Here is a 24878-nt window from a genome sequence, read left to right on the forward strand (position 1 = left end):
TATTTTATAGAAATGTATGGTTTTATTTACTACCAAACTAACTTTTATTGAGGTTATTGAAGAAAAGTAACAAGTTATTGTTGACTTACCATCTACCTTAAGATCCAGTTTAGTATAATTGTATTGATTCTGCTGGAAAGTCATCGACTTAGCTTGGATACTTGGTTTTGAACTGATAAATATTGTTAGGTTGAGAGACTACTGCTTAAATGTCTGTTGTCAGGCAATAATCTTTTTACTGGCTTCCCCTGCAATTTCTACCGCTAAACGAGGCACTAAGTAACCGGGTAGCTTTTTTCTGACTTGCTCGATTATTTGAGTTGCTGTTGATCTGGGAATATCAAAATGGGCGGCTCCAGCTACTTTATCTAACAGGTGGAGGTAGTAAGGTAATATTCCTGCACTAAATAGTGACTCACTTAACTCAATTAAGCTGACTGCACTATCGTTCACTCCTTTTAGCAAAACACTCTGATTAAGTAGTTGTACACCTTTATTTTTCAGTAGTTGTAGTTGTTGACACAAAAGTGGATCAATTTCATTAGCATGGTTAATGTGAAGAACCATACTGATATCTAAGCGGCTTAAATTAAGTGTTTGGCATAATTTAGGGGTAATGCGTTGTGGTATGACGACAGGTAATCGAGTGTGGATCCTGAGTCGTTTAACATGAGGTATATTATCTAGCTTTTTTACCAGCTCTAATAACACTGAATCACTAACCATAAGTGGATCGCCGCCACTTAATATAACCTCGCTAATTGATTGGGTGTTGCTGATGTAATCAAGCGATTTTGCTAACTGAGTACCATTGGCCATTTGATCTTGGTACGGGAAATGTCGTCTAAAGCAATAGCGACAATTAACTGCGCAGGCTGATGATAGAATAAGCAATACCCGTCCATAATATTTATGCAACAAACCAGGCGTTTGATTCGCATTTTCTTTTAAAGGATCTTCTGTATAGCCTTGAATGTCTAAATTTTCGGCTGCTTGGGTTAATACTTGCAGTAGCAAAGGATCATTCGGGTCACCAGGTTTCATCTTATCTATATAAGGTTTTGGTACACGCATACTAAAGCGAGTTTGAGCGGTCACTGGGTAATCGAGTGACTTAGAACTAAGGTTTAAGGTTTCCAGTAGCTCGAAAGGATCAGATATCGCGGTTTTTAATAGGTTTTTCCATGATATAACCTGACAATTTGCTTCAGAAACGGGTATTATTGGCGTCATATTTTTCATTGGGGCATTTTACCTTAATACTGTTTAAAACATAGAGAGATTTTTCATGGCTAGTTATACCACTAACGATTTTCGACCTGGACTAAAGTTTATGCTCGATGGTGAACCTGTTGCAATTGTTGAAAATAACTTTGTTAGACCCGGTAAAGGGCAAGCTTTTGCGAAAACCAAAGTTCATTATTTGTTAACCGGTCGGATCGTTGAAAAAACATTTAAATCCGGCGATAGTTTTGAAGTCGCTGATGTAATGGAAACCGGCATGGAGTATTTATACACGGATGGTGAATATTGGCATTTTATGGATCCCAGTTCATTTGAACAGGTGGCTGCAGATGAAAAAGCGGTTGGTGATAATGTTAAGTGGTTAAAAGAACAAGACTCTTGTATGGTTACATTGTTTAATGGCACTCCTATTTCAATTACACCACCTAATTTTGTTATTCAAGAAGTGGTTGATACTGATCCTGGTCTAAAAGGAGATACATCAGGAAGCGGTGGAAAACCTGCCACCTTAGCGTCTGGTGCGGTTGTACGTGTACCACTATTTGTACAAATAGGTGAAAAAATCAAAGTTGATACCAGAACGGGTGAGTACGCTTCACGCGCATAAAAATAGTTTTTAAAAGCCCTCAGGTTTATTCTATATGAATAAATCTGAGGGCTTTTGTTTAATTAACAAGAGTAAGAAGTATTTGTACTATTTAACGGCATTATTGGTTTACAAAAATAATATTTTTAAGTTTTAACTATCAACGAATAAAATAAGAGTGATAAATCATATTCTTCAAATTAGGAGCCAATGTTTTCAAAACATTAGACGTCACTTTTTAGATAGCGGAGCGTTAGAAGTTGACACGCCATTACTGACTCCTTTTACTGTTACAGACCCTTACATGTCTGCTATGCAGGCTCAAAACCCGCAAGGAAACAAATTAGGCTTTTTACAGACATCTCCTGAATATTCGATGAAAAAGCTACTATGCGCAGGTAGCGGCGATATATTTCAATTAAGCAAAGTTTTTCGTGCTGATGAAAGCAGTCCTTGTCATAGTAATGAGTTCACTATGCTTGAATGGTATCGTCTGAATTATTCTTTACCACAGCTAATGGATGAAGTTTTTCAGATCATTACTTTAATTGGTGGCCACTACCCGCGAACAGATTTATCTTACAGGGAAGCTTTTTTGCGCTTTTTGAATATTGATCCCTTTAACATATCGCTTAATGATTTAGCTGATTTGAGTAAGAAGCAGCTAGGTGAATTACCCGATAATATGTTGTTTGATAATTATTTAACACTTTTATTTTCAACTTTGGTTGAACCGCAGTTTTCCCATGATCATGTAACCTTTATTTATGATTTTCCTGCTAATCAGGCTTCTTTAGCTCGCAAACAGAGCAGAGAATATGCAGAGGTAGCCTGCCGGTTTGAAGCCTATTGTGGAGGTTTAGAGTTAGCCAATGGTTTTTATGAGTTGGGTGATGCTGAAGAGCAGTTAGCTCGTTTTAAAGCGGATAACCAAATACGACATGATTTAGGTTATCCAGCTGTTGAAATCGATCATGATTTAATTGTCGCTTTAGAAAAAGGTTTACCAGATTGTTCCGGGGTGGCGGTTGGTTTTGATAGGTTACTGATGTTGAAATTGAAACAAAAAGATATTCGCGATGTATTGCCGATGAGCTTTGCAAGTTAGTGTTAACTGCCTTGTCGTCGCAAGCCAACAATCAAAATATTGGGGGGAAGGGAAGGATAATTTAACAACAAATTATCCTTTTTGCTTTTCTTACTAAAAAATAGGTTTTAGCTATTACTGTTCGGCGATTTTGTGACTAATCTTTGTCCCAACAACAAGTCAGCTTCGTTAGCAACACCATCCGCCCAGCTCCAATTAGCATTTTCTATTAACAAAATAACTGTTGAGCCTAACTTAAAACGGCCCATTTCTTCTCCTTTTGCTAATTGAATTGTCTGGTTTGAATAATCAGTGTGAGAGATAGTTTTTCGAGTTGGTGGAGTAACTGTACCTGCCCAAACGGTTTCAATGCTGCCGACAATCGTTGCGCCAACAGAGATTAAGGCAAGCTTTCCAAATTGAGTATCAAAGTAACTTACAACTCTTTCATTGCGAGCAAATAAATGAGGAACATTGTTAGCAGTGAGTGGATTAACTGAAAATAATTTTCCTGGAATATGGCTCATAGCCGTTAATTCACCATCACAGGGCATATGAATGCGGTGGTAATCTTTGGGAGCAAGATAAATGGTGCAGAATTCGCCATTTTCAAAGGCTTTGGCTCGTTCAGTATCGCCTCCGAGAATTTCTAGTACATTAAAATGATGATTTTTAGCTTGAATTATTCTACCTTTCTCAATTTTGCCAAATTGGCTCATTGCACCGTCAACCGGAGAGCAAAAACTATTTATATCATTATCGATTGGGCGGCTTTCAGGGGTGATTGCGCGAGTAAAAAAGTCATTAAAGGTTGCATAGTTAGTCAGTTCTGGTTCTTGAGCGATAGTCATGTCTATTTTATAGGCTTTGGCAAACTTGGTAATAAACCAATTTTTAAACCATGGTGTTTTTATTTCTGCTAATTTGCCCGCTAAAATTGAAATAGCATGTTGTGGGATTAAATATTGAAAAATGATCTTTAGCTGTTCTATGAATGACATATATCGTTTAGTAATACTTCGAAAAAGAGACATTTTACCGGGAAAGCTATTGGTTGTCAGGTTTTAAGCGAGTTAATCAATCTTTAACTATAGTTTAGTAAGTAGTCTGAATGATTGAGAGAGTTTAATGACAGTATTTATTGGAGCTATCATTGTTCTAGCTGGCGTTTTTGGGGGGTATGTGCTTTCCCATGGGCATATTGCGGCGCTATGGCAACCATTTGAGCTTTTGATTATAGGTGGTGCTGCATTAGGGGCTTTCGTGATTTCCAATCCATCTCATGTAGCAATGGCAACTTTAAAGCAACTTCCTTCTTTGTTATTTCAAAAAAAGTATACCAAGTCTTTTTACTTAGAACTGTTATCTCTTTTTTATCAGATCTTTAATATTATAAGACGAGAAGGATTAATCACTATTGAGTCTCATGTTGAACAGCCGGAGGATAGCGATTTATTTTCTCGTTTTCCGCTTATTACTAAAGATCAACAAGCATTAAATTTTATCTGCGATTATTTACGTCTGATGGTTATAGGGGATATGACATCTTATGAACTTGAAAATTTAATGGATGTTGAATTAGAAACTCATCAAATGGAAAACTTGGCGCCTTCTCATGCACTAGGAAAGGTTGCCGATGCATTACCAGGCTTTGGTATTGTTGCTGCCGTTTTGGGAATTGTTATTACCATGCAGTCTTTAGGGGGGCCGCCTGAAGTTATTGGTCTTCATGTTGCTGCGGCCCTAGTGGGGACATTTCTCGGTATTTTATTAGCTTATGGTTTCGTTGCTCCCATCTCAAATGCTTTAGAGCATAAAGCATTTGATGAGAGTAAATTTTATGAGTGTATGAAAACCTGTATTTTAGCATCGGTGAATGGTATGCCACCTCAAGTTGCCGTTGAGTTTGGACGTAAGACATTACCATCTGATATTAGACCTAATTTTTACGAGTTAGAAGAATGTGTAAAAGGGATCCGTTGATGCGGACCGATAAAAAAGTACAGTTGACTAATATGGACTATTTCGGTGGTTGAAGATACAGAAAGTAATAAACCTATCATTATTAAACGAGTGAGAAAGTCTCGTTCATCTGCTCATGGAGGTAGTTGGAAAGTGGCGTTTGCTGACTTTGCAACCGCAATGATGGCTTTCTTTTTACTACTTTGGTTAATTGGAAATACCACTGAACCGGAGAAACAGGCAATATCAGGCTATTTTAATGATCCTACCGGTAAGCAAAATAAAGTTTCTGTATCTGCATCGGTAATCGGAGAAGGAGGAGCTAATTCGGCTGTTATTAATATGAAAGCGGTACAAGCAGAAACCGCAGAAGTTGAAAAAGAAGAACCTACAGAAGAGGACATTAAAAGATTAATTGAAGAAAAGGAAATTGCTCAGTTAGAACTCTTAAAAGAAAATCTGGAGTCTTTAATTAATACAAGCGAAGCATTTAGGCTGTTTAAAGATCAAGTTATTGTTGACATTATTCCTTCGGGGTTACGAATCCAAATTGTTGATAAAGATAAAAGGCCAATGTTTGATAGTGGTAGCGCAGAGCCCAAGTTTTATTCAAAAAAAATACTACACCGTTTAGCCAGTGTCTTAAAAAAAGTACCAAATAAATTGAGTATCACGGGGCATACGGATGCAACGCCTTATGTTGCTCGCGATGATTATGGTAATTGGGAACTGTCAGCTGATAGAGCTAACTCAGCCAGAAGAGAGTTACTATACGGTGGGTTTGAAGAAAAAAAAGTAGCACGGGTTGAAGGTTTTGCCTCTTCAATATTATTTGATAAAAGTCACCCTCATAATCCTATCAATAGAAGAATTGCAATTATCGTGTTAAAGAAAAGTGTGGTAGAAGAAATTGAAAAACAGGTATTAGGTATTGAGTAATTCTCATGATAAAAAGTTCGGCTCAAATGTGTCTGCAACCAAAGAAGGTTTGACCCTAACCCCTTTGGAGTCGGCTTTATTCCAAATTACAGAACGCTCTGTTAAAACATCTTCTGTCAGTGAGTATGCTTCTCAACTTCATACTATTATTCGCCAACTGATGTATGCTGAAAATTTTTTTGTTGTGTTATATGAGCAGAATAACAGCGCGATTAATTTTATCTATGTTGCAGATGAGTATGATGAAGCAAATGGTATGGCAAAGCTTAAAAGCTTAACTGAAAGCGAGCTGCGTCGGACATTAACGGGCTATATGTTACGTACAGGGGTTGTACAGCATTTGTCTAAACATGATATTAGTCATCTGGTAGAGAAAAATATTGTTGATTTTGTCGGACGTGAATCATGTGATTGGTTAGGTGTACCATTAAGGTTTAATACTGAAATATTGGGCGGGATCGTTATACAAAGTTACAACGAAGCTAAGGTTTATGGTGAAAAAGAAAAGGGAATTTTGCAATTTGTTGCAAGACAAATTGCTTTAGTTTTTAAAAGTCGTCAATCAGAAAGAGATTTAATTAATGCGAATGCGATATTAGAGAAAAGTGTCGAAGAGAGAACTCGCGATCTTTATCGCATGAATGCTGCGTTGGAAACAGAAGTTTTAGAACGTAGAAAAAGCCAACAGATTCAGTCAGCTTTATTTCAAATTACAGAGCTAGTCAGTACAACAGAGAGTTTAGATGATTTTTATGCGAGCGTGCATGAAATTATTGGGCGCTTGATGTATGCAGAAAATGAGTATATTGCAACTCTAACCGATGATCGTCAATTTGTTGAGTTTCCTTATTTTGTTGATCAATATGATGAAACGCCGGTAAAAAGAGTTTTTAATCAAGGTGAGTACTGTAATGGCGTAACAGAAAAAGTCATTATAACTGGTAAAGCATATTTGTCGCATGATGATGATGATGTTGGAATTTTAGGCGCAGGGCACTGCTATAGCTGGCTTGGCGTACCGTTGAAAGATAAACAAAAAGTGTTTGGTGTATTAGCCATTCAAAGTTATGTGAAGGACTATGTTTATACTCATGAGCATCAACAAATTTTATTAACTATTGGTCAGCAAGTGGCAACTGCTATTTTGCGCAAAAAAGATGCCGACTCATTAAAAGCTGCGCACGAAACTTTAGAAATTCGAGTACGTGAAAGAACCTATGAACTAGAAGAAACTATTGAAAGGCGAAAAGTTGTTGAAGAAAAGTTAGCGCATGAGTCATTGCATGATGCACTAACAGGTTTGCCTAATAGACTTAATTTAATTAATACTCTAAATTCTTTATTACATCAACATAAACCTGAAACAGAAAAAACACTCGCTTTGCTATTTCTGGACTTAGATAGATTTAAAGTGATTAATGATAGTTTAGGACATCATGTTGGTGATTTGTTTTTAATTGAAGTGGCTAAAAAACTAAAAGAAAGTTTGCGTCAAGACGATCTGGTTGCTCGTTTAGGAGGCGATGAGTTCTGTGTTTTAATGCCCAATATTTCTAAGGATAAAGTTGCTTTAAACTTATGTTCGAGAATATTAAAAGAATTAAAAAAACCTGTTATTGTTGAAAAACACTCCTTAATTACTAGTGCAAGTATTGGTGTACGTTTGGCTAGCTCTAATGAGAAATCAGCTGAAACAATAATGAGTGATGCCGATGCAGCTATGTATCAAGCGAAAAATTTAGGCAAAAATCGTTATTGCTTTTTTGATTCAGAAATCAAAATGTTAGTGACCAATCGAATGAAAATGGAAAGGGATTTAAGAGATGCGATTGATAATAATGAACTTTATTTAGTGTACCAACCGCTGGTTAATATTAAAACAAAACAGATTGATGGGTTTGAAGCATTGGTTAGGTGGAACCATCCTATTAATGGTTTGGTTAATCCGGGAGCATTTATTCCTGTGGCAGAAGAAACCGGTTTAATTGTTGAAATAGGTGAAGCCGTTGTCAATATGGCTTGTAAAATGTTAAGTCATTTTAAGAACTACCCTTTATTAAAAAATATGTATTTAAATGTCAATGTCTCTTCTGTTCAAGTATTAGCTCGAACGTTAGACCATGTGATTCGTCAAAATTTAGATAACTATCAGATTGACTCCGATAAACTTAACGTTGAAATTACAGAGAGTATTTTAATTGAAGATTATAAAGCTGCACTCAGCTTTGTACGTGAATTAAAGTCAATGAATGTTAAAGTTTATTTAGATGATTTTGGTACGGGTTATTCATCACTGAGCTATTTACATAAGTTTCCATTCGATGCAATTAAATTAGATCGCTCATTTATTCAAGTATTGAATGACTCGGCCAATAATGAAACGATTGTTGAATCAATTGGTTTGCTAGCCAGTAATTTAAACATTCATATTGTTGCAGAAGGAATTGAAACGAAAGAGCAGCTTGATATTATTCAACGAATGAACTACCAAGTTGTACAAGGTTTTTATTTTGCCAAACCAATGAAACAAGATGAAATTGAAAACTTTGTAAAATGTTTCGATTATTCTTGTGGTGATAAAACTATTTTACAGTAGTTATTCCATCGCTGGTGGTTAATTTTTTCAGCTTTTACGGCTTTAATAATTTCACAACCAGGCTCATTAATATGTTTACAATCTCTAAATTTACAGCTGCCTATATAGGGTAAAAACTCAATAAAGCCTTCGGCTACCGAATGATAATTCATATGCCATAACCCAAAATCTCTGATACCCGGAGAGTCAACAATAAAGCCTTGGTTGTTTTCAAATAAAAATAACTGTGAAGCGGTCGTGGTGTGTTGACCCAGGCGAGAGTTGTCAGATACTGAATTAACTAAACTGGTTTGTTCTGGAAAAAGTTGATTAATAATTGATGACTTACCAACACCAGATTGACCTACTAATATACTTTGTTTTTCAATCGCTCTATTTTTTAGATTGGAAACGCCTTCCCCCGACTTAGTGCTTAGGTGAATAACTGGGTACCCTAATTGTTGATAGATATTTAGTTGTTCAGCAATTGATTGTTTTTCAATTTCTGTTTGTAAGTCCCATTTATTGGCGACAATGACGGTATTAATATCTGCATCTTTGATTGCAACTAGATATCGATCAAGCAAAGTTGCAGAAAAGTCGGGTAATGGGGCAACAACGACAAAAACCTGATTAATATTGGCGACTACAGGTTTGAGTCCTTGATGTACTGATGGTCTTTGCAGCAATGAGTCTCTATCATGTTTTGCTTCAACAATACCTTGTCCTTCGTTTGAAAGCCTGAAACTGACTTTATCTCCAGTGACCAGTGACCCCAGGTTTTGTCTTAAATAACAGCGATATTTTTGTTGATTATCTAAGCGTAAAACATCTGCTTGTTCGCCATATCGGCTGATTAATAACCCATCATAAGGAGAGGATAAATTATCTAAAACGGGAGCGGATTGATTGTTTTTTATTCGCTGTTTTTGTTGTTTGAGCACCTGACGTTTTTGCCGTTGGGTGAGTTTATCTCTTTTAGCCAATAGGACGCTCCATAGCGTGGGCACTTTTAAGTAGGGTTAACTTGATTGATCACTTGTTAAACTTGTGATCGCTTATACCTTCGATATTATATACGGGTTGCTGCTTAATAGGCAGCCAATTGTTCAATATACAAACTTCTGTGCACGGCCAAGCTGCATGTAACAGGTGTTTAGGTATATACTTGTTGATAGGTAAATTTTATTACAGTATGAAAAGCCGACTAGGAGAAATGTGTGCAAAAGGCGAGTAATTTGATTTGGATTGATTTGGAAATGACAGGCTTAGATCCTGACAAAGAAAAAATTATTGAGATAGCAACAATTGTTACTGATAAAGATCTGAATATTTTAGCTGAAGGACCTATGATGGCTATCCATCAGCCTCAAACGCTATTAGACAATATGGATGAGTGGTGTACTACACATCATGGACAATCCGGTTTAACCCAGCGAGTTATTGAAAGTAAAGTGAGTGAATCTCAGGCAGAAAAAGAGACAATTGCATTTTTGCAACAGTGGGTTCCTGAAGGTAAATCACCTATGTGTGGTAATAGCATAGGACAGGATCGTCGATTTTTAGTCCGTTATATGCCGCAATTGCATGAATATTTTCACTACCGAAATTTAGATGTTAGTTCCCTTAAAGAACTGGCTGTGCGTTGGAAACCAAGCATTCTTCCAGGGTTTTCCAAAGAAAACAAGCATTTAGCTCTTGATGATATCAAAGAATCTATTGAAGAACTGGTCTATTACCGTGAGCATTTTATTCAGTTATAAACAACCTTCTAATTGACTTGGGCTTTTGGATGAAATCTCATTTTATAGAATCAAATGTACCTTTATACAAAGTTGAACAAATTCAGCAAGTTGAGCGTTTTTATGCTGATATTAATGGTAATGGTACTTTTCCGTTGATGCAGTTGGCAGGTAAAAGTGCTTTCGATTTAATGTGTCAAAAATGGCCTCAAATACAAAAACTGATTGTATTGGTTGGTAAAGGAAATAATGGTGGTGATGGTCTTATTGTTGCCAAGCATGCTTCTCAATCGGGCATTGAAGTGGATCTTTGCTTTCTTTGTGATCCAAAAGCATTAAAAGGCGATGCTTTAACCGCATTTAACCAGTTACCAAGTCATTTGCACCATCAAAGCTGGTCTCAGTTAGACTGGTCTCACTATGACGTGGTAATTGATGCATTGCTAGGTACTGGTGTTCAAGGAGAGGTTAAAAGCCCAATAAAAGAAGCCATTGAGCAGATTAACCAAAGCCGATTACCTGTGTTGTCTATTGATATTCCATCGGGGATTAATGCCAATACTGGGGCCTGCACTAATGTTGCAGTCAAAGCGACAGTGACAGCGACTTATATTGGTTATAAAAAAGGCATGTACACTGGAGATGCGGCTAATTATCGAGGGCAGGTTAGATTATATCCATTAGGCACATCAGCTGAATGTTGGCAAAATCAAATGGCTGAAGTTTATGCGCATGATTGGGACAGCCTTAAATTTCAATTAAAGCCAAGAGAGTTATCCAGCCATAAGGGGAACTTTGGACATTGTCGGGTGATTGGCGGTGCTTCGGGTATGACAGGGGCTGCTTTATTGGCTTCTAAAGCGGCAGCCAGAGTAGGGAGTGGCTTAACTTCTGCTTGGGTTGAGCAAGACGCAGGTGTTATTACAGCACATTGTCCTGAAGTGATGGCAAGATGTGCATCTATTAATCAAATACCCGATTGGGTTAAAACTGAGCTTTCGTTAGTCAGCTCACTTGTTGTTGGGCCAGGCTTAGGGCAGTCTGATTGGTCAAAACAATGGATGCAACAACTTCAGCGTAGCTTATTGTTAGAGCAAATCAATAAAGTTTATGATGCAGATGCATTAAACTACTTGGCTAGCCATCACCATGTTGATCATCGGCGTATCTTAACCCCACATCCTGGAGAAGCAGGTCGATTATTAGGTGTATCTGCATTTGAGATCAATCAAGATCGCTATGCTGCAAGTCTAGCGATTGCTAAAAAGTATGGTGGTGTTTGTATATTAAAAGGCGCGGGAACTGTAATTAGTGATGCTACAGGCAAACAGGTTGTTTGTCCTGTCGGTAATCCGGGTATGGCTTCAGGTGGTATGGGAGATGTACTTTCTGGAGTTATTGGAGGGCTATTGGCACAAGGCTTCGATTTGTTTGACGCAGCTCAATTAGGCGTTTGTATTCACGGAGAAGCTGCCGACAGGGCTGCTGGAGAATCTCACTTATACCGTGGTATGTTAGCCAGTGATCTTATTGAGTTTTTCCCATTACTGCTCAACCCTGTTGCTGAGTATGTATAAAAACTATAATTGTGTAATTTAAACTATAAGCACCGATTTTATTCTATAAAAAGAGGCTCTTGTGTCATCAATTGGCATTTTGTGAATGGCCAATGGTAAAATGCATCATTAAAAGGTGACTGAAGAGTGGTTGATAGCGTGAAGTTTTTACTCGCGGGTGAGCAAGCAACGGTTAATGTTGGTCGTTTATTGGCCAAATTTGCTCCACATAATGCCCTAATTTTTCTTAATGGTACTTTGGGAGCAGGCAAAACAACACTGGTTAGAGGTTTTCTGAGAGCTTGTGGACATTTGGGAAGCACTAAAAGCCCAACTTATACTTTGGTTGAGCCCTATCAGCTAGAAACAAGAAGTGTCTATCACTTTGATTTATACCGCTTAGGTGATCCCGAAGAACTTGAGTATATAGGTATTAGAGATTATTTAGATGAGCAAGCAGTGTGTATTGTTGAATGGCCAGAAAAAGGAGGCGGTTTTTTACCCTCACCAGATTTAGTTATGAACTTATCTTATGAAGGAGAATCTAGAAGTCTTGTACTCGAACATAATAATACCTATTGGGTTGAGCAATTGTTAGACAAATTGACGAGTGATTTTAAAATATTAAAATAAAAAGACTAGAATAATAAAAGCATAATTATTCAGGGACTGTTAATAGTTGTTGTTGAAAATAGTGGAAGTTAAGTCAGTATTATGGGTGTTGAATTGTTTAAAATTGTATTAAAAATCACTATCACTATCCTGCTTATTACTTTGACCTTGCCAAATGTTTTTGCTGGTGATGTTAAAGGAATTCGTTTTTGGCAGGATCCAGAAAAAACCCGTTTAGTTTTTGATGTGAGTGAATCCGTTAAATATAAACTGTTTACGCTTGATGAGCCTTATCGATTAGTGGTTGATATTGAAGACGCCCAGCTCAAGATGAATATTGCAAAAGTTGAAATACCTAATCAATTAGTTAAAGAGATCCGCTCAAGTCAACAGGAGCAAACATTAAGAATTGTCATCGATCTTAAAAAAGGGGTTTCAACCAAAGATTTTACCTTAAAACCTTTTCAAGATTATGGGCATCGCTTAGTTGTTGATTTACGTGATAAAAATGCTAAAAAACAAATTGTTAAAACCGCTGCATCGGCCATTAAAGAAAAAAATAGAGATATTATTATTGCTATTGATGCCGGACATGGAGGGGAAGATCCTGGTGCTATTGGCCGTAAAAAAACACGTGAAAAAAATATCACATTAGCCGTTGCTAAAAGACTAGAAAAATTAATTAATGCAGAAAAAGGGTTAAAAGCTTTTTTAACGCGCACTTCTGATTATTATGTTGGCTTGGAAAAAAGAACACAACTAGCCAGACAAAATAAAGCGGATCTATTTATTTCACTACATGCTGATGGATTTAAAGATCCAAAAGTCAGGGGAGCATCGGTTTGGGTGTTATCGTCAAAAGGCGCTAACTCAGAAATGGGTAAATGGCTAGAGAAGCGAGAGAAAAGTTCTGACTTGCTAGGCGGAGTGGAAAGTTTGTCAAATAAGGACCCATTGGTTGCTCAAGTATTGCTTGATTTGTCAATGCATTATTCGGTAGGAGCAAGTATTAATGCCGCTGAAAGAGTAAGAAAAGAGTTGTCTAAAAAAATGAGCAAAATGCATGGTAAGTCATTACGTAAGGCTGCTTTCATTGTACTAAGAATGCCCGACATACCCGCTATGCTGGTCGAAATGGCGTTTATTTCAAATCCGCAAGAAGAAAAACGTTTAAAAACCAAAAAGCAACAAATGAAAATTGCCAAATCAATTTTAACTGGTGTGAAAAGCTACTTTAAATCGCATCCACCAGATGGCAGCTTTTATGCTTCTTTAGCCAAAAGCCAAGTTTATAAAGTGAAAAATGGAGATACTTTATCCCAAATAGCACAATCGTTTGGTGTTTCTATGCAACAATTAAAATCTCATAATAAATTGAAATCAAATAATTTACGAATTGGCCAGACACTGACAATTCCGGGAGTTTAATTTTTGTCTAGCAACGGTAGGATTTTATTATTAGATAACCGACTGGCCAACCAAATTGCTGCTGGTGAAGTTGTTGAAAGACCTGCGTCAGTCGTTAAGGAGCTATTGGAAAATAGCATTGATTCAGGCGCGAGCCGAATTGAGGTTGACATTGAACGGGGTGGAACTCGTTTGATTAGAGTCATTGATAATGGTAAAGGTATTCATAAAGACGATTTGGCTTTAGCGTTAACTCGGCATGCAACCAGTAAAATAAAAACGACTAATGACCTGATGAATATTAATTCTTTAGGATTCAGAGGAGAGGCTTTAGCCAGTATTAGTTCTGTTTCTCGTTTAACTTTAACTTCTCGATTACACGATTCTGAGCTTGCTTGGCAGGCTGTTGCACAAGGCCGAGATATGGCGGTTGATATTTTACCTGCTGCAGCTTCACAGGGAACGCGAATTGAAGTGGCCGATCTGTTTTTTAATACCCCTGCAAGACAAAAATTCCTGCGTACAGAAAAAACAGAATTTAGTCATATTGAAGAAGTCTTTAAGTCCCACGCATTAGCTAATTTTGAGATTGCTTTTGTGCTTAAACATAACCACAAAGTGGTTAAGCGAGTTCCTGCTTGTGGCGATGGCATACAGCAAATAAAACGAATAGCAACTATTTGTGGTAAATCTTTTGCTGAAAATGCGATTGCATTTGAGTGTTCCCATGAGCTCGTGCAAATTAGCGGTTGGTTAGGTAAGCCTGATTTTCATCGCAGTGAGTCGGATATACAATATGTTTATATTAACCACAGACCCGTTAAAGATAAAACTTTAAATCATGCCATACGACAAGCTTATGAAGGATTGTTACCTGCAGGTAGAATGTCAACTTATGTGATTTTTTTGTCAGTTGACCCTTCCCAGGTTGATGTCAATGTTCATCCCACTAAGCACGAAGTCAGATTTGGTGAACAGCGTTTAATTCATGACTTATTAGCCAAAAGTATTCGAGAGGCTTTATCCGATTTTCCATTGCTGGTTAACGCCACTGAGAAAACTAACATTGAATTTGGAAGCGATGTTAATCAACAACATTATGCTTTAGCACAAGCAACTAATATAGAAAATGAAAATGCGGCTCAAGAAAATATTTTAAATCGAGCCGGTATTTTAAATCAGGAAAGCTCGTTAAACGCTAATTTACTGGCCAAGGCTCAAAGTGAACCGTTAGCTGAAACTTCGGTTCAGAACTCACAAAATTATGCTAAAACGATTGAAAATAAGAGACAGATGCCCCAGTATCAGCGAGCGAGCTTGGACCATGTTCGGCACTATTCTTTAAATGCTGCAAAAGAATTTTCTCAGTCTCAAGTTCAAGAAAAGTCAGTTGACCAGAGAGCATTTACTAGTTCAAGAGAGTATGCCGCATTTCATTTAGATCAAAATTTATGGTTTATAAAAATTAATCAGCAAGTTTTAGTTATTGATTCACACATATTATTACAAGAATATATTGAGTGCTTGTTGAGTGAGAAAAAGCAACCAGCCTCTATTGCGTTACTCTTTCCTAAAAAGCTGTCTTTACCAAGTGAGTTACTCGAAGATTACTCAACCCATCAACTATTAGAGCGACTTGGATTTGTTTGTAGCTCGTCAGAAGGTACAAACATTGAAATTAGAAAAACGCCTGTATGGTTGAGCAGTGTCGATACTCAGATGATTTTTACACTTTTGAGTGGTTGGTTAACTGAAGCTATAAAGTCTGAAAATGAGTGGCAGAAAATAGCAAAGGTTATTGCGAGCAGTCTAGATGAATTATCAAATTCACTATTGGATTGGCTATTAACCGCAATGAAAGAAACCTTAACCCAGTCGAATGCTAGTCGAGAGATTGATAGTGAGCAGATCAAGGCGTTGTTTTTATGACAATAAAAATGCCTGAGGCACCTGTAATCTTTTTAATGGGGCCTACAGCAAGTGGAAAAACTGCACTAGCGATTGATTTATACCAAACTCATCAATTTGAATTGATTAGTGTCGACTCAGCGATGGTTTACACGCATCTAAATATTGGGAGTGCCAAACCAACCGCTAAAGAACTAGAGCAAGCGCCCCATCATCTGATTGACTTTGTTGATCCTGCACAGTCCTATTCAGCTTCTCAATTTTCAACAGATGCTAAAACACTGATTAACCAAATTCATGCTAAAGGTAAAGTGCCTATTCTGGTTGGTGGGACCATGCTTTATTTTAAAGCTTTGCGCGATGGCTTAGCTGATTTACCCCAAGCAGAGCCTGTTGTTAGAGACGCTTTGCAGAAAGAGTTAGAGGCAAAAGGCATTGAGCACTTGCACCGTGAACTCTCCCTGTTTGATGCAAAAACTGCCGAGCGTTTGCATACGAATGATACGCAGCGAATTTTAAGGGCGATCGAAGTTTACCGAATTAGTGAAAAGCCCATATCAGTCTGGCATGCTGAGCAAGCTTTAGATGCTTTGCCTAATCCATTATTATCAATTGCTTTAGCTCCACAAGATCGCGCAATACTACATCAGCGTATTGAACAACGGTTTCAGCTAATGATGAAGCAAGGTTTTTTAGCCGAAGTGACAGCGCTTTTTAAAAGAGAAGATTTAAGTTTACAGTGTCCCGCGATTAAATCGGTTGGTTATCGGCAAGTATGGCAGCATTTAATGGGAGAGATGTCATTAGATGAAGCCGTAGAACGCGCTATTATTGCTACTCGCCAATTAGCTAAACGACAGTACACATGGTTGCGTAGTTGGCCTGATGTGCAATGGTTTGATCCACTTCAAGAAGAGCAAAAAGAAAAAGCTAGAAAAGCTATTATCGAATTTGTTAACCACTAGGACAAACTCTCAGAGATATTTCAGCAATAACCGCTCTAATGGTGTTTAAAAATTCGTTATACTGGCACATAGTAAAATTTAGCGAAAAAAAGTAATGCAAAGAGCACAGCAGTTATTATCAAAAACTTTTGGTTATCAAGCTTTCAGGTTAAATCAAGCTGATATTATTCAGGCATTATTGAATGGGCATGATGTACTTGCCCTTATGCCTACTGGTGGTGGTAAGTCTCTTTGTTACCAAATTCCTGCGCTGGTTAGAAATGGAGCAGGGATTGTCATATCCCCGCTCATTGCTTTAATGCAAGATCAAGTTGATGCGCTCCAACTCAATGGTGTAAATGCAGCCTTTCTTAATTCGACTTTAACTCATACTCAAATTTATGAGACTGAACAGGCGTTACTTAATGGTGAAATTGATTTGCTTTATGTTGCTCCAGAAAGGCTGCTGACGGCTCAGTGTCTTGAGCTATTATCAAAGATACCGCTAAGTTTGTTTGCTATTGATGAGGCTCACTGCGTATCTCAGTGGGGGCATGATTTTAGGCCAGAGTATCAACGTTTATCTATTTTGCACCAAAACTTTCCTCATGTTCCTCGTATCGCTTTAACTGCAACGGCTGATAAGCGGACTCGTGAAGAAATCATCACCCAGCTCAATTTAACCGATGCCACTCAGTTTATTAATAGCTTTGATCGAGCCAATATTCGTTATGTTATTAATGAAGGACAAAATTCGCGCGAGCAATTGTGGCGTTTCATAAAAAATGATTATGCCGATGAGTCTGGTATTGTTTATTGCTTGTCACGGAATAAAGTTGAATCAACCGCAGAATGGCTCACACAGAAAGGGCGAACGGCATTACCTTATCATGCGGGGTTAAGTGCCGAAATTCGGCAGCAACATCAGCAGCGTTTTTTAAGAGAGCAAGGGATCATTATTGTTGCCACAATTGCGTTTGGTATGGGAATTGATAAGCCCGATGTTAGATTTGTGGCGCATTTGAGTTTGCCTAAAAGTATTGAAGCTTATTACCAAGAAACAGGCCGGGCAGGGCGAGATGGCCAACCAGCAACCGCTTGGATGGCCTACGGATTACAAGATGTAATTACTTTGCGTCAAATGATGCAGCAGAGTACCGCTGAGGAAACCTACAAGATCATATCTCAGCAAAAGCTTGAGGCTATGCTGGGATTATGTGAATTGATCACCTGTCGCCGCCAGTCTTTGTTAGCTTACTTTGATGAAGTATTAAGTGAGCCTTGTGGCAATTGTGATAATTGCCTGACTCCACCTCAAACCTGGGATGCTTCGGTGGCAGCACAAAAAGCACTGTCATGTGTGTACCGCACAGGTCAACGTTTTGGTATTGCTTATTTGGTTGATGTTTTACTTGGTAAAAGTGATGAGAGAATTCTTAATAACCAACACGACCAATTATCAACCTATGGTTTAGGAAAAGAATTATCGGTTGCTGAATGGCGAAGCTTGTTTCGACAATTGATAGCTCAAGGATATATTTTTGCCGATCATGAAAATTTTGGGGCGATTAAACTCACTGAGCTTTGCAGAGCATTATTACGTGGTGAGGAGACTCTGCTTGCAAGAAAACTGACTAAATCAACGAAAAAAGAGAAAGTCATAAAAAAACAAGTGAGTGTTATTCATCAATCATTGCTCTCCGAATTAAAGGCATTACGCAAAACGCTAGCTGATGAACAAGGTTTACCTCCCTATGTTATTTTTCATGATGCAACTTTAATTCAAATGGTTGAGACTCGTCCGAGTCAGCTTTCTGAAATGCGTTTTATTAATGGCGTTGGTGAAAGAAAATTAGCGCAATACGGAGCAGAGTTTTTAGCCATAATCAAAGCTCATCAATTACCTGATATTATCAACCCACAATTTACAGATACAGTTAATCAATCTCTTTTTCTTTACGCACAAGCAATGAGCGTTGAGCAAATTGCTCATGAGCGAGGATTATCTCAAGATACCATTTATGGACATTTAGCTGAAGCAATCAAAGTTGGTGCTCTTGATCCTATGGAGGTACTACCTATTGAATCAGAAGATTATCAATTAATTACTCATACATTGCTCACCATACCACAACAAACGCCAGGTCGACTAAAATCTGTTTATAAAACTTTAGGTGAGGAATTTTCTTACGGGGTGATTCGCTGTATCGACAGTGCAGAAATTAACCCGGTTGATTAATACTCAAAAGTGAGACTTTTTAGTCTATATTCGTTTTATAGGTCAACATATTTTTAAGTCGAATTCATAATATCTGAACACGAATTATTAATGTTTTGTGATTTAAGTAACAATTTAGCTATAAAGGGTTGAACTAATTACAATATGGCCATACTAAGAGGGTTGAGGTTGATTTAATGTCTTTCCAAATGCCATTTAATTGTTTAGCACAAGTTTTCAATCAATGCTAAAATTAACCTTTAAGCGGATGTGTAACTGAGATGCCTGTCGAAATTAATAAAAAATGATGGCGTATTATGGTTTTTGCCACTTAATCATTTGCACTGAACGTTTTTGTGAAAGTATTGCTATCAGTCTGCAGGCTTTTCAAGAACAATAATAACTATAGAGACTTTAAACTTATATCAATGGTCTCAGCATAAAAAAAATAAGGAGACAGTTATGTCAAAAGGGCAATCCTTACAAGACCCTTACTTGAACGCGCTTCGTCGTGAGCGGATCCCGGTTTCAATCTTTTTAGTGAATGGCATTAAGTTGCAAGGTCAAATAGAGTCATTTGATCAGTTTGTTGTACTATTAAAGAATACAGTGAGTCAAATGGTTTATAAACATGCCATTTCTACTGTTGTTCCGTCAAGAAATGTAAAACTACCTCACTCAGGCGATGCTGAAAGTGAGAATGGTGGAACTGATGGCGTTGATAGTGTAGGAAACGTTTAACCAGCTTTGCTCCAAATACTGGGTTTACTTTCCATAAAGTTAAGCCAAGCTTTGGTACTAATATATACCCGCTCTTTTGGATGATGCATTTTTCAACCATTTTAACCTATTCGCATCTCAAAAATATCGGGTACAAACATCAATTCAGTAAATATTCTGGGTTGATGTTTTGCTATTGATTAATTTTAACCTTCTATACATTGATGGTCTTATTTAGATGAATTAACTCATGTAAAGAGACTTAAAATAAGAGAGCTTTATTTGTTTGAAAGACATGCTGGCGGTGAAAACGCTATTTTAGTTCACATAGATTTCCCTGATGCCCATAATAAAGAAGACAAAGATGAGTTTGTCGAGTTAGCTATTTCAGCAGGCATTCAAATTAAAGATATCATTGGAGGTAGTCGTAATTCACCACATTCAAGATATTTTATTGGAACGGGTAAAGCTGACGAAATTGCCCAACAAGTTAAAGACAAACTGGCAGATGTTGTTTTATTTAATCACCGTCTTTCTCCTGCCCAGCAAAGAAATCTCGAACAACTTGTTGAATGTCGTGTTATTGATCGCACTGGGCTTATTCTGGATATATTTGCACAAAGAGCACAAACTCATGAAGGTAAATTGCAAGTTGAATTAGCACAGTTAACTCATTTATCCACTCGTTTAATTCGAGGCTGGACCCATCTGGAGCGTCAAAAGGGCGGGATCGGCTTACGGGGACCAGGTGAAACGCAGCTTGAAACCGATAGACGTTTGCTGCGTGAACGTATAAAAAGTATTCAAAAAAGATTAAGTAAAGTTGAAAAACAGCGTGAACAAAGCCGACGCTCGCGTAAACGTGGAAATACTCCCACCGTAGCATTGGTTGGTTATACCAATGCAGGCAAGTCGACTTTATTCAATCGTTTAACAGAATCAAAGGTTTATGCGGCCGATCAGTTGTTTGCAACGCTTGATCCAACACATCGTAAAATTCAGCTCGTTCCTGGCCAAGACATTATTCTTTCAGATACCGTTGGTTTTATTCGTCATTTACCCCATGATTTAGTCGCGGCTTTTAAAGCAACCTTGCAGGAAAGTCGTCAGGCAGATATTTTGTTACACCTGATAGATGCATCCGACGAAAGAAGAGAAGATAATATTGATCAGGTTTACCAGGTTTTAGAGTCGATAGGTGCTGCTGATATAAAAACTATCGAAATTTTAAATAAAATTGATAATATCGAGCAAATAACAGCCAAAGTTGAGCCCGGAATTGATGGCGCGCCCGAAAGAGTATGGTGCTCAGCAAAAACAGGCGAAGGAATGGAGTTATTGAAGCAAACAATTAGCCATCAGCTAAATATCCAGTGGCTAACGTTGAAATTAAAACTTTTGCCTCAAGATTTAGCCATTAGAAGTGAGTTATTTGATCTGAATGTTGTAGAAAATGAGTATATAGAGGATGATGCAAGTATCTTGCTCGACATTTGTATCAATGCGGCTGATTGGCGCCGATTACAGCGAAAAACAGAAGGGCGTATCGAATTATTGTTAGTCGATAGTTCGATAGAGTAATCTGATTTTAAGAGGTAATGCGGTTTGAGTTGAATTATAGACTTTTAATTAAACTGTAATTTTACTTTTACAAGCTAAAAAACTGCCGCTTTTTATAGTAATAAAATAGACGTTGAGGCAAAATAATAGTGCTTCAATAGCAATAAAATTCAATATCAATACTGGAGAAAGAGATGCCTTGGAATGAACCAGGTAAAAATGACGGTAATAAGGATCCTTGGGGGAATCGTAACAAACAGGATGGTCCTCCTGATCTTGATGAAGTATTCAAAAAGATCAGCGGGATTTTTGGTGGTGGTAAGCGCGGCGGAAACACAGCCAAAGGTGGTGGCGGTGGAATATTTTTAGGTATTCTGGTTGCTTTAGTGCTTGTTTGGGCTGGTGCAGGTATTTATACCGTTAACGAAGCAGAAAGCGGTGTGATTTTAAGGTTTGGTAAATATAAAGAAACCGTTGGTCCCGGCCTCGGCTGGAGAGTTTGGGGGATCGATAAAATATACAAAGTAAATACTAATGAATTGCTACAAGCCCGTGTTGATGGACGCATGTTAACCAAAGACATCAATATTGTTGATGTTGAAATTGGTTTGCAATATCGCATAATTGGCCCAGAAGATTTTCTCTTCAACTTAAGTACACCTAAAATTGCCCTCGCACAAGCGACTGAAAGTGCATTGAGACAAGTGTTAGGGGATAACAATGTTGACGCAGTGCTCACGTCTGAAAAAGAAAGAATTCGAAATGATTTACAACAAGAGCTCATTAAAATTTTAGATGAATATAAAAGCGGTATTAAAATTGAAACTGTCACACTAGAAAGAGCATTACCACCACAACAGGTGAATGATGCATTTGAAGAAGTTAACCGAGCTGAGCAAGATGCCAAGCGTGAAGTACAAGACGCCCAAGCATACAGCAACCGAGAACTACCATTAGCAGAAGCTGAAGCAGAAAAAATGAAACAGCAAGCGAGTGCTTACAAAACAGAAGTACTTGCGCGCGCACGTGGTGAAGTGGCTCGCTTTGAAAAGTTATTGCCTCAATATCTTGCAGCGCCTGAAGTAACTCGTCAAAGACTTTATTTAGAGACACTTGAAGAAGTGATGTCTCGCTCCACTAAGGTCATGGTTGATGTTGAAGGTGGTAACAATATGCTTTATATCCCACTGGATAAAATAATGAATAAACGCTCTGCTGAAGGAGTACAAAAATGAACATCAAAAGTCCATTAATTGCCATTATCATTATTCTTTCAATTTTTGTTGTGGGTGACTCTTTTTTTGTTATCTTGGAAACCCAAAACGCATTGAAATTAAAGTTTGGTAAGGTGCTTAGAGATGAAGATAAAAAACCAACAATCTATGGGCCAGGTCTTCATTTTAAATTACCATTTGTTGAAAAAGTTATTTCGTTAGACGCGCGAGTACAAACAATGGATGGTTCTCCAAACGTATTTACGACTGCTGATAAACAGTTTTTAGATGTTGATACCTATGTCCAATGGCGAGTAAAAGATTTTTCCCAATTTTATTTACGTACCCAAGGACGATTTGTCGAAGCCGAAAGCGTGCTTGAAAGACTGGTTGATAGTGGTTTAAGAGATCAGTTTGGTCAGCGTACATTAATTGAAGCGGTTGCAGGTCAGCGCGAACAATTAATGCACGATATTAAGAACGATGTGAACGCCAAAGTACCTGACTATGGTATTGAAGTGGTTGATATTCGTGTGAAGAAAGTGAATTACACCAATGATGTATTACCTAACGTTTATGAACAAATTATTTCGGAACGTAAGGCAACCGCGGAAGAGCGTCGTAGTAAAGGTAAAAAAGAAGGTAATATTATTAAGGCGACGACTGACGCTGATGTAAAAAAGATTAAAGCCGAAGCCGATGAGTTCGCAAGAACACTGCGTGGTGAAGGTGATGCTGAAGCCGCTCAAATTTATGCTGAAACTTATAATAAAAGTCCTAAATTTTATGCTTTTATCAGGAGTTTAGATGCTTATAAAGAGTCGTTTAAAAACAAAAATGATGTACTAATCATTAAGCCTGATAGTGAGTTTTTCAAATACATGAAAGATGCTAATGGCAAAAAATAAACGGCAGGTTTTATTTTTGTAAAAGGCAGTCTATGACTGCCTTTTTGCTTTTAAGAGAGAATATTAATGTCTGATTTATGGTCCGCTATTGCAATTGCAATTATTATTGAGGGGATGATCCCTTTTTTATCTCCTAAAAGTTGGAAAGAAACGGTTAACAAAATTACTCAATTGCCTGAGACAAAAATACGCTTATTAGGGTTGGCAGCTATGATAGTCGGTTTGTTATTACTGAGCGTTTTAAGATGAGCTTTGATAGCGCCAAAAGTTCTAGAAAAGTGCCAAAAAAAGCAGAAATTTATACCTGATAGGAGTACAATTCGCGGTTTCCTGTGAAAAGCATAGTAGAACCTTAATTATGTCAAAAAATGTTGTAGTGTTAGGTACCCAATGGGGCGATGAAGGTAAAGGTAAGATTGTTGATTTATTAACTGACCGTGCAAGTGCGGTTGTTCGCTACCAAGGGGGCCACAATGCGGGGCATACATTGGTGATTGAAGGCGAAAAAACAGTCTTACATTTGATTCCGTCAGGCATCTTACGAAGCGACGTTAAATGTCTGATTGGTAACGGTGTTGTATTATCACCCGAAGCGCTTAAAGTCGAAATGGAGATGCTTGAATCAAAAGGTGTCCCTGTAAGAGAGCGATTACGTATTAGCGCTGCGTGTCCTTTAATTTTGCCTTATCATATTGCACTCGACCAGGCCAGAGAAGCGGTTAGATCTGGTGATAAGAAAATAGGCACAACTGGCCGTGGAATAGGGCCCGCTTATGAAGATAAAGTTGCCCGTAGAGGCTTGCGAGTCGATGATTTGTTTTATCCTGAGCGCCTCAAAGAAAAACTCACCGAAGTTCTCGAATACCATAATTTTGTGTTAACCCAATATTTTCAGCAGGAAGCCATCAGTCTAGACTCAGTTTATCAAGCTTGTCTTGAATATGCCGACTTTTTAAAAGACATGGTTGAAGATGTGCCGGAAATACTCCATCAAGCTCGAGAAAATGGTCAATCATTATTGTTTGAAGGGGCTCAAGGAACCTTGCTTGATATTGATCATGGTACTTTTCCATTTGTTACTTCATCCAATACTACTGCTGGCGGGACCGCAACAGGGTCTGGTTTTGGGCCTCTCTATCTGGATTATGTGCTTGGAATTACTAAAGCTTACACCACTCGTGTGGGCGGAGGTCCATTCCCAACGGAATTGTTTGATGATGTTGGTGAGCGTTTAGGTGAAAAAGGTCATGAGTTTGGTGCTACCACAGGCCGTAGACGGCGCTGTGGTTGGTTAGATGCTGTTGCACTAAAACGAGCAATTCAAGTCAATAGTGTCACTGGTATTTGTCTAACCAAGCTCGATGTATTAGACGGTCTTAAAACCGTTAAAATATGTATTGGTTATGTCTGCCCCGAAAATGGTAAGTTAACAACCACTCCGGTTGGGGCCGAGGGGTTTGCAAGAGTAAAACCTGAATATCTGGAAATGCCGGGGTGGAGTGAAACAACCTATGGGGCTAAAACCTGGGATGAGCTACCTGAAAATGCGAAAGCTTTTATAGATAAAATAGAGTCATTGGTTGGGGTTCCTGTTGATATCATATCGACTGGGCCAGATAGAGTAGAAACAATTACTAAAAGACATCCTTTCGAGTAATTATTAGCACAAACAAAAAGAATCTAGCAGGCTGCTTT

Annotated in this window: 21 protein-coding genes; 18 read left to right on the forward strand and 3 right to left on the reverse strand. The window is 38.0% G+C overall.

Features of this window, described 5'->3' with window-relative positions; translation table 11 throughout:
- Positions 1–219: 219 nt before the first annotated feature.
- Positions 220–1242 (reverse strand): EF-P beta-lysylation protein EpmB, encoded by a 1023-nt coding sequence (gene epmB, locus ACT5E3_RS05575; RefSeq protein WP_444997322.1) that lies wholly within the window; start codon positions 1240–1242, stop codon positions 220–222.
- 46 nt (positions 1243–1288) lie between these two features.
- On the opposite strand from epmB, the gene efp reads away from it, so the two are divergent.
- Positions 1289–1852 carry an elongation factor P gene (efp, locus tag ACT5E3_RS05580; protein ID WP_444997323.1) on the forward strand — a complete coding sequence of 188 codons (564 nt, stop codon included), beginning with the start codon at positions 1289–1291 and terminating at the stop codon, positions 1850–1852.
- Between the two features lie 157 nt (positions 1853–2009).
- Positions 2010–2939, forward strand: coding sequence for an EF-P lysine aminoacylase EpmA (gene epmA, locus ACT5E3_RS05585; protein ID WP_444997324.1), 930 nt, complete (start codon positions 2010–2012; stop codon positions 2937–2939).
- Between the two features lie 107 nt (positions 2940–3046).
- Here the strand turns inward: epmA and asd are convergent, their stop codons facing one another.
- Complete coding sequence (asd, locus tag ACT5E3_RS05590) at positions 3047–3952, reverse strand: archaetidylserine decarboxylase (RefSeq protein WP_444997325.1); 906 nt, start codon at positions 3950–3952, stop codon at positions 3047–3049.
- A 94-nt stretch (positions 3953–4046) separates the two neighbouring features.
- On the opposite strand from asd, the gene motA reads away from it, so the two are divergent.
- Genes motA through ACT5E3_RS05605 form a run of 3 tightly spaced genes read left to right on the forward strand, consistent with a single transcriptional unit; the run spans position 4047 to position 8415 of the window.
- Positions 4047–4901, forward strand: coding sequence for a flagellar motor stator protein MotA (gene motA / locus ACT5E3_RS05595; protein WP_444997326.1), 855 nt, complete (start codon positions 4047–4049; stop codon positions 4899–4901).
- 45 nt (positions 4902–4946) lie between these two features.
- Positions 4947–5819 (forward strand): flagellar motor protein MotB, encoded by an 873-nt coding sequence (gene motB / locus ACT5E3_RS05600; RefSeq protein WP_444997327.1) that lies wholly within the window; start codon positions 4947–4949, stop codon positions 5817–5819.
- On the forward strand, positions 5812–8415 hold the full coding sequence (locus ACT5E3_RS05605; RefSeq protein ID WP_444997328.1) for a bifunctional diguanylate cyclase/phosphodiesterase: 2604 nt from the start codon (positions 5812–5814) through the stop codon (positions 8413–8415). The genes motB and ACT5E3_RS05605 overlap by 8 nt, the downstream gene beginning before the upstream one ends.
- Here the strand turns inward: ACT5E3_RS05605 and rsgA are convergent.
- Positions 8382–9380 (reverse strand): small ribosomal subunit biogenesis GTPase RsgA, encoded by a 999-nt coding sequence (gene rsgA, locus ACT5E3_RS05610; protein ID WP_444997329.1) that lies wholly within the window; start codon positions 9378–9380, stop codon positions 8382–8384. The two genes, ACT5E3_RS05605 and rsgA, sit on opposite strands and share 34 nt — an antisense overlap.
- Before the next feature lie 273 nt (positions 9381–9653).
- Here rsgA and orn point away from each other — a divergent pair, with 273 nt between their 5' ends.
- The 13 genes from orn (at position 9654) to ACT5E3_RS05675 (ending at position 24840) form a co-directional block, all read left to right on the forward strand.
- Positions 9654–10157 carry an oligoribonuclease gene (gene orn / locus ACT5E3_RS05615; RefSeq protein ID WP_444998581.1) on the forward strand — a complete coding sequence of 168 codons (504 nt, stop codon included), beginning with the start codon at positions 9654–9656 and terminating at the stop codon, positions 10155–10157.
- Positions 10158–10186: 29 nt separating this feature from the next.
- Positions 10187–11713 (forward strand): NAD(P)H-hydrate dehydratase, encoded by a 1527-nt coding sequence (locus ACT5E3_RS05620; RefSeq protein ID WP_444997330.1) that lies wholly within the window; start codon positions 10187–10189, stop codon positions 11711–11713.
- Between the two features lie 126 nt (positions 11714–11839).
- Positions 11840–12325, forward strand: a complete 486-nt coding sequence (gene tsaE, locus ACT5E3_RS05625) for a tRNA (adenosine(37)-N6)-threonylcarbamoyltransferase complex ATPase subunit type 1 TsaE (RefSeq protein WP_444997331.1) — start codon at positions 11840–11842, stop codon at positions 12323–12325.
- Between the two features lie 93 nt (positions 12326–12418).
- The gene (locus tag ACT5E3_RS05630) at positions 12419–13732 is read left to right on the forward strand and encodes an N-acetylmuramoyl-L-alanine amidase (RefSeq protein ID WP_444997332.1); all 1314 of its coding nucleotides are present in this window, start codon (positions 12419–12421) and stop codon (positions 13730–13732) included.
- Positions 13733–13735: 3 nt separating this feature from the next.
- Positions 13736–15640, forward strand: coding sequence for a DNA mismatch repair endonuclease MutL (mutL, locus tag ACT5E3_RS05635; protein ID WP_444997333.1), 1905 nt, complete (start codon positions 13736–13738; stop codon positions 15638–15640).
- The gene (gene miaA / locus ACT5E3_RS05640; RefSeq protein WP_444997334.1) at positions 15637–16584 is read left to right on the forward strand and encodes a tRNA (adenosine(37)-N6)-dimethylallyltransferase MiaA; all 948 of its coding nucleotides are present in this window, start codon (positions 15637–15639) and stop codon (positions 16582–16584) included. The genes mutL and miaA overlap by 4 nt, the downstream gene beginning before the upstream one ends.
- 94 nt (positions 16585–16678) lie before the next feature.
- Entirely contained in the window at positions 16679–18802 is a 2124-nt protein-coding gene (gene recQ / locus ACT5E3_RS05645; RefSeq protein WP_444997335.1) for a DNA helicase RecQ, read from the forward strand.
- 441 nt (positions 18803–19243) lie between these two features.
- On the forward strand, positions 19244–19522 hold the full coding sequence (gene hfq, locus ACT5E3_RS05650) for an RNA chaperone Hfq (RefSeq protein WP_444997336.1): 279 nt from the start codon (positions 19244–19246) through the stop codon (positions 19520–19522).
- 261 nt (positions 19523–19783) lie between these two features.
- Positions 19784–21082: a ribosome rescue GTPase HflX gene (gene hflX, locus ACT5E3_RS05655; protein ID WP_444997337.1), complete on the forward strand. Its 1299-nt coding sequence runs from the start codon at positions 19784–19786 to the stop codon at positions 21080–21082.
- A 173-nt stretch (positions 21083–21255) separates the two neighbouring features.
- Entirely contained in the window at positions 21256–22296 is a 1041-nt protein-coding gene (hflK, locus tag ACT5E3_RS05660) for an FtsH protease activity modulator HflK (protein WP_444997338.1), read from the forward strand.
- The gene (gene hflC / locus ACT5E3_RS05665; RefSeq protein WP_444997339.1) at positions 22293–23183 is read left to right on the forward strand and encodes a protease modulator HflC; all 891 of its coding nucleotides are present in this window, start codon (positions 22293–22295) and stop codon (positions 23181–23183) included. Before hflK ends, hflC begins: the two co-directional genes overlap by 4 nt.
- Before the next feature lie 66 nt (positions 23184–23249).
- Positions 23250–23432 carry a DUF2065 domain-containing protein gene (locus ACT5E3_RS05670; RefSeq protein WP_444997340.1) on the forward strand — a complete coding sequence of 61 codons (183 nt, stop codon included), beginning with the start codon at positions 23250–23252 and terminating at the stop codon, positions 23430–23432.
- A gap of 109 nt (positions 23433–23541) precedes the next feature.
- The gene (locus ACT5E3_RS05675; protein WP_444997341.1) at positions 23542–24840 is read left to right on the forward strand and encodes an adenylosuccinate synthase; all 1299 of its coding nucleotides are present in this window, start codon (positions 23542–23544) and stop codon (positions 24838–24840) included.
- Positions 24841–24878: the final 38 nt, after the last annotated feature.

The organism is Aliikangiella litoralis (genome assembly GCF_052495765.1).